The 8435-nt window shown below is 65.9% G+C and carries 8 protein-coding genes; 5 read left to right on the top strand and 3 right to left on the bottom strand.

Translation table 11 applies throughout. The features are described from left to right. The first annotated feature begins 200 nt into the window (after positions 1 to 200). From RMN84_RS09885 to RMN84_RS09870, 4 genes are read left to right on the top strand one after another with little or no spacing between them, the layout of a single operon-like run. Positions 201 to 638 carry a hypothetical protein gene (locus RMN84_RS09885; RefSeq protein ID WP_309612004.1) on the top strand — a complete coding sequence of 146 codons (438 nt, stop codon included), beginning with the start codon at positions 201 to 203 and terminating at the stop codon, positions 636 to 638. Between the two features lie 18 nt (positions 639 to 656). Next, positions 657 to 1661, top strand: coding sequence for an ATP-binding protein (locus tag RMN84_RS09880; protein ID WP_309612003.1), 1005 nt, complete (start codon positions 657 to 659; stop codon positions 1659 to 1661). A gap of 36 nt (positions 1662 to 1697) precedes the next feature. Then, complete coding sequence (gene rlmB, locus RMN84_RS09875; RefSeq protein ID WP_309612002.1) at positions 1698 to 2438, top strand: 23S rRNA (guanosine(2251)-2'-O)-methyltransferase RlmB; 741 nt, start codon at positions 1698 to 1700, stop codon at positions 2436 to 2438. After that, a complete protein-coding gene (locus RMN84_RS09870; protein ID WP_309612001.1) occupies positions 2438 to 3061 on the top strand; it encodes a DNA-3-methyladenine glycosylase 2 family protein in 624 nt (207 codons plus the stop codon). The genes rlmB and RMN84_RS09870 overlap by 1 nt, the downstream gene beginning before the upstream one ends. Here RMN84_RS09870 and RMN84_RS09865 read toward each other — a convergent pair. The 3 genes from RMN84_RS09865 to RMN84_RS09855 form a co-directional block, all read right to left on the bottom strand. Continuing rightward, entirely contained in the window at positions 3058 to 4395 is a 1338-nt protein-coding gene (locus RMN84_RS09865; protein ID WP_309612000.1) for a hypothetical protein, read from the bottom strand. The genes RMN84_RS09870 and RMN84_RS09865 overlap by 4 nt on opposite strands. Positions 4396 to 4502: 107 nt before the next feature. Then, positions 4503 to 5195 carry a pirin family protein gene (locus RMN84_RS09860; protein WP_309611999.1) on the bottom strand — a complete coding sequence of 231 codons (693 nt, stop codon included), beginning with the start codon at positions 5193 to 5195 and terminating at the stop codon, positions 4503 to 4505. A 37-nt stretch (positions 5196 to 5232) separates the two neighbouring features. Continuing rightward, complete coding sequence (locus RMN84_RS09855; protein ID WP_309612005.1) at positions 5233 to 5757, bottom strand: gamma carbonic anhydrase family protein; 525 nt, start codon at positions 5755 to 5757, stop codon at positions 5233 to 5235. Between the two features lie 71 nt (positions 5758 to 5828). Between RMN84_RS09855 and RMN84_RS09850 the strand changes: the two genes are divergently transcribed. Next, the gene (locus RMN84_RS09850; RefSeq protein WP_309611998.1) at positions 5829 to 7025 is read left to right on the top strand and encodes an acetyl-CoA C-acyltransferase; all 1197 of its coding nucleotides are present in this window, start codon (positions 5829 to 5831) and stop codon (positions 7023 to 7025) included. The last annotated feature ends 1410 nt before the right edge of the window (positions 7026 to 8435 follow it).

Below are 8435 nucleotides of genomic sequence, written 5' to 3'. Positions count from 1 at the left end.
CGGCCCTCGTTTCCGCCCGCGGCGGCATGGGCAACTGCCACGCAGCGCTTCTTGAAGCGAAGGGCTTTGTCCCAGGCCTGCGCACGGTCAGTTTCGGGGACGTCAACGACTGCCCGCCAGCGAAATCGGCGCTCCAGTTGTCGATCGTCGCCTGAGCCAGGCTTGACCGGACCATCGCCCGATGGTCCGGTTGAACTACCATGCACTTTCTAATCTTCTCCTCGCTGCTCTTGGTGACGTGTGTCTATGCCTTGTGGCGTGGCGATCGCGATCATAAGACCGTCGCCCTCCTATGCTTGAGCGCGACGCTACTCAGCCACTTGCTCGCCAAGCCCTATGTTTACCGTTTCACCGGGGTTGAGACTGGCATCATGGCAGTGGATGTCGGAACGCTTGTCGGCTTTGTCTTGGTGGCACTCGGCTCCTCGCGGTTTTGGCCGATGTGGATTGCGGGGCTGCAACTGACCACAAATCTCGCTCATTTCGCGATGACGCTGGATCTCAGCCTCATCCCGAAAGCATATGGCGTGGCCGCAGCATTCTGGAGCTACCCGATCCTTCTGATCCTCGCGGTCGGTACTTGGCGCGCGCACCAGCGACGAGGCGACGAACCGTGGGATTCGCAACACGCGAGTTAACCGCTAAACAGCAGCCCCATGTCCCTTCCCACCCTCTCCCTCGCCCTGCTTGACGCGATCGAGGAACCGGCACTGGTCGTCGAGGAGGAGCGGGTAGCGGCGGCCAATCCACCGGCGCTCGCGATCCTCGGCGAGAAGATCGTCGGCCGCGACATCCGCTTCGTGCTCCGCCATCCCGATGCACTCGAGCTTATCCTGGATGGTGCGGGCGGCGAGTGCGAGTTGAACGCGTTGGGCGGCCACGAGCGGCCGTGGACCCTGACCGTCAGGCCGCTCCCCGAAAGCACTCAGCTGGTCCGTCTGATCGATCGCAGCGCCGCCGCCGCCGCCGAGCGGATGCGGGTCGATTTCGTCGCCAACGCCAGCCACGAACTGCGCACCCCGCTGACGAGCATGATCGGCTATGCCGAAACGCTGGCGGAAGAGGTACCAATCGACGACGAGCTGCGCGCCCGCTTCGGCACCATGATCCACGGCGAGGCGCGGCGGATGCTTAGGATCATCGAAGATCTGATGAGCCTGTCGCGGATCGAGGCCGACCGCTTCGTTCCCCCGGCCGACCGGCTGGCGCTGGACGAAGTTGCGCGAGTCGCCGTGGACAATGGCCGTGCGCTCGCCGGCGAGCGCGGCTGCTCCCTGCGCAGCACGATCTATCCCGCCGGCCCGATCGCCGGTGATTTCGGCCAGTTGCTCCAGCTGACCGACAATCTCGTAGCCAATGCCATCCGCTATGGCTGCGGACCCGACAGCGGCCAGGTGACGATCGGCACCGCAATCGAGGACGGCCGGGCGGTGCTCCGCATCATCGATCAGGGCGAAGGCATTGCCCCGGATTACCTTTCGCGCATCACCGAGCGATTCTATCGCGTCGACGCCGCGCGCAGCCGCGATTCGGGGGGTACCGGGCTCGGCTTGTCGATCGCCAAGCATATCGCCGAGCGCCATCTCGCCCGCCTCGAAATTCGCAGCACGGTCGGCGTCGGCACCGAGGTCACGGTCGCCTTCCCGCTCGTCCGCGCCTGACTTGCCAGTGCGCTTTACTCCTTCCATGGGGTCGTGATGGCCCGCAAGCGCTCGCACCAACCCCATTCAAACTCGAACCGCCCCCGCTTCTGGGGCAAGCACGCCGTCGCCGCCGCGCTCGACAATCCCGAGCGGCGCGTTCTACGCGCCTGGTCGACGCGTGAAGCCGCCGAGCTGATGAACTTTCCGTCCGACGTCCCGGTGACCTTCGCCGATGTCGCCGATCTCGGCCGTCTCGTCCCCAACGACGCGCCGCACCAGGGCGTGGTCATCGAGGTCGCGCCGCTCGAGGACATCTGGCTCGGCGACGTGCTCGGCGACGCGCCCGAGCGGGCCGTCTTGTTGTTGCTCGACCAGGTCACTGACCCGCACAATGTCGGAGCGATCTTCCGCTCGGCCGCCGCCTTCGGCGCGATCGGCATCGTCACCCAGGATCGCCATTCGCCGACCGAAGGCGGCGTTCTGGCGAAGGCGGCGTCGGGCGCGCTGGAGACCGTCCCGTGGGTCCGCATCGTCAACCTCGCCCGCGCGCTGGAGGAAATTGCCGAAGCCGGTTTCTGGCGCATCGGGCTGACCGGCGACGCGACCACCGATCTCAAGGACGCGCTCGGCCCACCGCGCGTTGCCTTGGTCCTGGGCGCGGAGGGCCCGGGCATGCGCGCTAACGTCCGCGACCATAGCGACGCTCTCGCCCGCCTGCCGATCAGCAGCGCGATCGAGAGCCTCAACGTATCCAATGCCGCCGCTATCGCGCTCTACGCGGCCAGCATCGCCTGATGGTCCACACCGTCGAGACCCTCCACGCCAGCCTCGACGCCCTCGCCGCGCGCGAACCCGGCTTTGCCAGGATCCTCGAAACGCACGGTCGCCCCGAAGTCCGCCAGAGCGAGCGGGGGGTCGCCAGCCTCATGCGCACCATCGTCGGCCAGCAAGTCAGCGTCGCCGCCGCGCGTGCGATGTGGGCCAAACTCGAAGGCGCTTACGGATCGCCACCCGACCTCGCCGCCGTCCTCACCGCGACCGACGAGGAGCTGCGCGCCGTCGGCCAGTCGCGCCAGAAGGCGGGCTATCTCCGCAGCCTCGCCGGGCTGGTCCTGTCGGGCGAACTCGACCTCGCCAACTTGCCCGCCGACGACGAGGAAGCGATCGCGCTGCTGACGAAGATCAAGGGCATCGGCCGCTGGTCGGCGGAAATCTATCTGCTGTTCGCCGAAGGCCGAGCCGACGTCTGGCCTGCGGGCGACCTCGCCGTCCAGATCGAAGTCGGCCGCCTCCTCGGTCTTTCCGACCGCCCGAGTGAAAAGCATTTACGCGAACTGGCGGAAGCGTGGCGCCCACATCGCGGCGCGGTGGCGGTGCTGGCGTGGCATAGCTACAATGCGGTCGGAACGCCGCTCTAGCGCCGGACCCCCAGCGTATGCCGCCGCGCGTCGAGGTCGCGGAACAGTCGTGGCCCGAGGTCGAGCCGCAGCGGTGCCATCCGCGACCCGCCGTCCCGTTCCGCCTCACCGCTCCCCGATCGGCCGAGCAGGAAGCTGGCCGAACTCTGCCCTGTGCCGCCACTCCATTCGTAAAGCGCGTTGAAGGCGATCATCGGCACGAACAGCTTGCGCCCGCCCACGTCATAGGCGCGAACCTGATCGAGCGGCAGGCTGACCGCGCTCTTCAACGACACGCTGCCCATCGGCGGAATCGAATCGATCCGCTCACCAACCCCGACCGGCGTGTCGAAGAAGCGGGCCAGCTCGACGTCCTGCTCCGCCCCGGCGTTAATCATTACCCCCTCGACCAGCACGTTGCGCGCCGGGGCGCCGCCGCTGTTGGTCACGGTGACGTCGAACTGCACGCTCGCCTGCGTTTCGTCGATCACCGCCCGCGCGGGTTCGAAGCGGATATCGAGCCACGGCCGCAACCGGGACGACACGATGCCGATGGGCCGCGCTGGCGGCGGCGGCGTGACGTCGGGTTGGCGCGGCGCAAACGCATCCGGCCGCCGCACCGTAATACCGCCAGTCGGCGCGGTGCTGCGCGGTAACGCCGGCGGAGGGGTCGGCGCGCGCGGGACTGGCGCAGGCTGGATCAGGTCAGGCGCATAGGCCATTCCGCCCGCCATTGCCGGAACCTGGCCGGACCGGCCCAGCCCGCGCAACCGATCGCGGAAAGCAAACGCCAGCCCGGCAATCACGGCGACGAGGAATGCGACGATCCACGACAGCGGCAGGCCACCCGATTCGCTAGCTGGGGCCAACCCAATCGCAGCGGGCGCCGTATCGATGACGCTTGGTAGCTCGGTCTCATTAGCCACCGTCGCCGGACCGAGCAGAGGGTCGGCGGGAGGCAGCGCGACCGTCTGTGATGACGATGACGTCTCGCTCGTGGCGGACCGGCTCGGTGACGAAGGCTGTGGCTCGGCCCGTGGCTGCGACGCCGGCTCCTCCCTCGCTGCCAGCGCTCCCGCAGGCTCGACCCGTGACGGCGTGGTTACGACGCGCGGCGGAGGCGGCGCGATGCCCCGGCTGCGCGGGCTGATCAGATCGGGCGGAGTCGTCTGCAGGAGCGGCTTGGTCCCCAGTGAGAAGTTATGCAGCTCGCGCGGGCCAACCGTGTCGCCAGGCGCAGTGGTGGCCGGTGCCTCAGTACCGCTCGGGGGGGCGACCTGCGCTGCAAGCGGCGGTGCCGCCATCATCGCCAGTATGCCGGCACCACGCAGGGCATTACGCCCGAACCCGTTCATAACAATTGCCTTCTCGCGCCGACCTGCCCTGACCGCCAGCCCGATGCGCGTCCAGCCCCCGCCCGCGTCATGCCGCCATCCGCGCCGCTCTTCAAGACCCGGCACGATCAGCGGGCGTCGACCAGCACCAACTCGGCGTCTTGCTCAGCGACGATTTCGACCCGTTGCTCGCCCGTGATGGCGACACCGTCGCGCGCATGCGCCGCGATGCCATTGACCTGTACCTCGCCCGACGGGACGAGGTAGAGATGCCGCGCCGCATCCCCCTGATAGACGATCGACGAGCCTGCGGTCAGCGTCGCGCCCAGGATTTGCGCGTCGGCATGGATCGTCAGCGAGCCGTCGCCTTCATGCCCGCTCGCGAGCAGCTGGAACGAGCCGTCGCGCGCTTCCTTGGGGAACGGCATCGCCCCCCAGCCCGGCGCGACTCCACGCTCATCCGATTCGATCCAGATCTGGAACAGCGTCGTCGCTTCGTCCTCCAGATTAAATTCGGAATGGGTGACGCCCGATCCGGCGCTCATCACCTGCACAGCGCCGGCCCCGGTTCGGCCCTTGTTGCCGAGCGAGTCCCGATGCGTGATCGCGCCGCTGCGGACATAGGTAACGATCTCCATGTCGCGGTGCGGATGCGGCGGGAAGCCGGACTTCGCCGCGATCGTGTCGTCGTTCCACACCCGGATCGCGCCCCAGCCCATGCGGGCCGGGTCATGATAGCTGGCGAAGGAAAAATGGTGGCGGGCGTCGAGCCAGCCATGGTCGGCGTGGCCGAGCGAAGCGAAGGGGCGAATGTCGATCATGGATCCCAAATGGTGTGCCGCCGACACCCTTCAAGGATCAAGCTTGTAACCGCAAATTGGCCGCAAAATCCGCCGCCTTGAGCGCATAGTGCGCCGCCGACACCGCGAGCGCCGCCATCTCACCATCGCTCAATGCCCGGATCGCGCGCGCCGGCGATCCGACGATCAGCTTCCCCGGCTCGAATATCTTCCCCTCGGTCACCAGCGCCCCCGCGCCGACGAGGCAGCGCGCGCCGATCACCGCCCCGTTCAGCACCCGCGCGCCCATCCCGATCAGCGCCCCGTCGCCAACGGTGCAGCCGTGCAGGATGGCCTGATGCCCGACCGTCACGCCCGCGCCGATCGTCAGCGGCGCGCCGGGATCGCTATGGCACACCGCGCCGTCCTGGATATTGCTGTCGGCCCCGACGCTGATCGGCGTATTGTCGGCGCGGATGATGGCACCGAACCACACGCTTGCCCGCTCGCCCACCCTGACGTCGCCAATCAGGTCAGCCGACGGCGCGACCCACGCGCCGGGGGCCAGGTTGGGGGCACTGTCGTGGAGAGCGTAAAGCGGCATCGCTTTGTCATATCGTCGCACTGCATCCTTGCCTAGGATAGTGGTGATCATCGCTCCAAGAGAGGACTGCCATGCGCGAAGCCGCCATCGTTGCCACCGCCCGCACTGCCATCGGCAAGGCCTATCGCGGCGCGTTCAACGAGACCGAAGCGCCAGTCCTCGCCGCCAATGTCATGAACGCGGCGGTTGAGCGGGCCGGAATCGACCCGGCGCGGATTGACGATGTCTTCTGGGGAGTCGGTGGACAGCATGGCACGCAGGGTGGGAATGCCGGCCGCATGGCGATCTTCGCTGCCGGCCTGCCCCATACGGTCCCCGCCTTCACCCTCGACCGCAAATGCGGGTCGGGCCTGACCGCGCTGGCCCTCGCCGCCCGCTCGATCATCGCCGGGGACATTGACGTTGCGCTGTCGGGCGGCATGGAATCGATCAGCCTGACGGTGAACCGCGCCACCCCGCCATTCGTGAACGAGTCTGTCACCGCCAAAGTGCCCGCCGCGTACATCCCGATGATCGAGACCGCCGAGATCGTCGCCAACCGCTATGGGATTAGCCGCGAGGCACAGGATGCCTATGCCGCGCAGAGTCAGCAGCGCGCCGCCGCTGGTCTCGCCAACGGCGCCTTTGCCGAGGAAATCGTGCCCATCACCGTCATGCGCGGCCTGTTCGACAAGACCGGGACACGCACCGGCAGCGAGCAGCTCACCGTCAGCCAGGACGAAGGCATCCGGGCCGGGACGACCGCCGAGGGCCTCGCCGGGCTCAAGACCGTCTGGCCCGGCGGCCAGTTCAGCGGGCCGGGCACTAGCATCACAGCAGGCAATGCCAGCCAGCTTTCGGACGGCGCCGCCGCCCAAATCATCATGGACCGCGCTATTGCGCAGGCCGAGGGCAAGGATATCCTCGGCCTTTACCGCGGTTTTCAGGCGGCGGGATGCGAGCCCGACGAAATGGGCATCGGTCCGGTGTTCGCCATCCCCAAATTGCTCGACCGCGCCGGGCTGACGGTGGCCGACATCGGCCTGTGGGAGCTCAACGAAGCCTTCGCCTCGCAATGCCTCTACTGCCGCGACACGCTCGGCATCGATCCGGAGAAATACAACGTCAACGGCGGCGCCATCGCCATCGGCCACCCGTTCGGCATGACCGGCGCCCGCCTGATCGGTCACGCCCTGATCGAAGGCCGCAAGCGCGGCGTGCGCTACGTCGTGGTGTCGATGTGCACGGCCGGCGGAATGGGCGCAGCCGGGCTGCTCGAAATCATCTGACTGCGCATGGCAACGAGGGAAATGGTGCCGGGCGACAATCCACACGCCGCAACTCTATTTTTATTATAACAGAACCAATAGGTTGACTGACTATTTTGCCGACATGCTCGGTGGCCTGTAAGCAATGAAATAATGGTTTTAGTTGAATTCGAGGACCAACGAGCCCTGACAGATCATGATGGTCGGCGCGGGGTCAGGCTTGTCAATACCTTCGCCCGCTGCGCGCGGTCACGCGGTCTGTCATCCTTCGTGCCGCCGACATTACTTGCGCTGAAGCTCGCTCGCGCGCTCGACCGCCCCGTCGAGACGTTATTTCTACTTAACGATTAGGCCGGCAGTTCGCTAGCGAACTTAGTGCACTGCGCTGCATGATGCGCATTACTTAAGCATCGCCTCCGGGGGCTAGATTTGTGCCAACCTGAGAAAAGGCTTGGAAAGCCGCTTAGATTCGCTCGGAATCGTCTCCGCGGCCTCCGAACCTGGAAATGACCCTACAAAAGTCCCGGAATTGCGCCTAATCCGAGAAATTCTTCCAAGAATACGCAATACTTTAATATACTTAGGACTGGGTGGTGCCGCCTACAGGACTCGAACCTGTGACCCCCGCATTACGAATTTTAACTATCTGATATTGAAGGGTTTTTAAGCACTTTGAAGGAACCTGAACTTGCTCATGCCCGCAGTGGACTTGTCCCGGACGGAGCCTGCCGGAGCCGGACGGGCTTTGAAGCCGCCGCCCTACTAATCCCCTACTAACGCCTGCGGAGTTTCCCGACCAATGGTTTTGCCGACGGGCCATTTTTGACTTTGCGGAGCCGAACGCTCTCGCGCAATTTATCCAGCGTGATTCGGGGAAGATCACCGCATCCCCGCTCTGTGCGCGGCGACTCAGATGAGTGAGCGTTCAGCTTGACGGCCTCATTGTTGGTCTCGTTCACTCTGATCTAAGCGGCTCAAGATCGTTTGAGCATAGCTGGACACCTGATCGGGCAGCGAAACCTTGGTACCCCATTCTTCACGGAAGGTTCGCTTGGGGTCCGCGCGTCGAAATGGCAGCGGCCCCTCAGGCCGTCCCGGCTGGCTGCAAGGCCGATGTAGATGAGGCCGTTCGGGCCGGGCTCGACACCCGGTAGCACAGCCCCTTCCTGAAGAAACAGAGCATAGACCCCCGCTTCTGTTCCTAAGGTGAAACTGGATCGCGGACCGCGTCGCCATTCAAACGGTGTCGGCTTCACGCCATTCCCCCCTTACTGTGGCCACGCGCCAAAGCATATCACTGCCATCTGATTACAGTCCGGTGGACGGTGCCCGGTTCGTCGTCACTTTCACCAAGTCGCGCGGGTTCTGCGGTCCCGATGCCGAGCCGTTCGAAGCCGCGCTGCGTAATGGCGTGTGGTCGATGAAGTCGCT

The organism is Sphingomonas sp. (genome assembly GCF_031380695.1).
Lineage (GTDB): Bacteria > Pseudomonadota > Alphaproteobacteria > Sphingomonadales > Sphingomonadaceae > Sphingomicrobium.
This window is presented reverse-complemented; position numbering and strand designations above follow the sequence as displayed.

Coding starts and splice junctions, on each gene's coding strand:
- RMN84_RS09865 (WP_309612000.1), bottom strand. CDS start 4,395: ATGAACGGGTTCGGGCGTAATGCCCTGCGTGGTGCCGGCATACTGGCG.
- rlmB (WP_309612002.1), top strand. CDS start 1,698: ATGGCCCGCAAGCGCTCGCACCAACCCCATTCAAACTCGAACCGCCCC.
- RMN84_RS09855 (WP_309612005.1), bottom strand. CDS start 5,757: ATGCCGCTTTACGCTCTCCACGACAGTGCCCCCAACCTGGCCCCCGGC.
- RMN84_RS09880 (WP_309612003.1), top strand. CDS start 657: ATGTCCCTTCCCACCCTCTCCCTCGCCCTGCTTGACGCGATCGAGGAA.
- RMN84_RS09885 (WP_309612004.1), top strand. CDS start 201: ATGCACTTTCTAATCTTCTCCTCGCTGCTCTTGGTGACGTGTGTCTAT.
- RMN84_RS09870 (WP_309612001.1), top strand. CDS start 2,438: ATGGTCCACACCGTCGAGACCCTCCACGCCAGCCTCGACGCCCTCGCC.
- RMN84_RS09860 (WP_309611999.1), bottom strand. CDS start 5,195: ATGATCGACATTCGCCCCTTCGCTTCGCTCGGCCACGCCGACCATGGC.
- RMN84_RS09850 (WP_309611998.1), top strand. CDS start 5,829: ATGCGCGAAGCCGCCATCGTTGCCACCGCCCGCACTGCCATCGGCAAG.